General features: G+C 50.0%; 1 protein-coding gene. It reads left to right on the forward strand.

The annotated features are described in order from the left end of the window. A partial coding sequence (gene tuf / locus MMIC_RS12380) for an elongation factor Tu (protein ID WP_072660775.1) occupies positions 1-1187 on the forward strand: 1187 nt, incomplete at its 3' end.

Consider the following 1187-nt stretch of genomic DNA (forward strand, 5'->3'; position numbering starts at 1 on the left):
ATGGCAAAGGAAAAGTTTGAACGTACCAAGCCGCATGTAAACATTGGTACCATTGGTCACGTTGACCATGGTAAAACCACGTTGACCGCTGCGATCACCAAAGTTCTGTCTGAGACAGGTGGTGCTGAATTTAAGGATTACGGCGATATTGATGGTGCTCCGGAAGAGCGCGAGCGCGGTATCACTATTGCAACGGCTCACGTTGAGTATGAGACAGCGAACCGTCACTACGCACACGTTGACTGCCCGGGCCATGCTGACTATGTGAAGAACATGATCACTGGTGCTGCACAGATGGACGGTGGTATTCTGGTTGTATCGGCTGCAGATGGCCCGATGCCACAGACTCGTGAGCACGTACTGCTTGCACGTCAGGTAAACGTACCGCATCTGGTAGTATACCTGAACAAGGCTGACCAGGTTGATGATGAAGAGCTGCTTGAACTGGTTGAAATGGAAGTTCGCGAACTGCTGGACTCCTACGACTTCCCGGGTGATGACACGCCAATCGTGGTTGGTTCTGCACTGAAAGCACTTGAAGGTGATACGTCTGACATCGGTGCTCCATCTATCCTGAAGCTGATGGAAGCGGTTGATGATTACATTCCAACGCCTGTACGTGATGTAGATAAGACTTTCCTGATGCCAATCGAAGATGTTTTCTCCATCTCCGGTCGCGGTACTGTTGTAACCGGTCGTGTTGAAGCTGGCGTTGTTACTGTTGGTGACGTACTTGAGATTGTTGGTATTAAAGACACAACTTCAACCACTTGTACTGGTGTTGAAATGTTCCGCAAGCTTCTGGATTCAGGTGAAGCAGGCGACAACGTTGGTGTTCTTCTTCGCGGTACCAAGCGTGAAGACGTTGAGCGTGGTCAGGTTCTGGCCAAGCCGGGTTCAATCACACCGCACACTACATTCAAAGCTGAAGCATATATCCTGACCAAGGAAGAGGGTGGTCGTCATACCCCGTTCTTCAACGGTTACCGTCCACAGTTCTACTTCCGTACAACTGACGTGACAGGTTCTGTAACTCTTCCAGAGGGTACAGAAATGGTAATGCCAGGCGATAACATCGCTATGGATGTTGAATTGATTACCCCAATCGCAATGGATAAGGAACTTCGTTTCGCAATCCGCGAAGGTGGTCGTACGGTCGGCGCTGGCGTCGTTACCGACATTAGTAA

This window comes from Mariprofundus micogutta, assembly GCF_001895085.1.
Lineage (GTDB): Bacteria > Pseudomonadota > Zetaproteobacteria > Mariprofundales > Mariprofundaceae > Mariprofundus > Mariprofundus micogutta.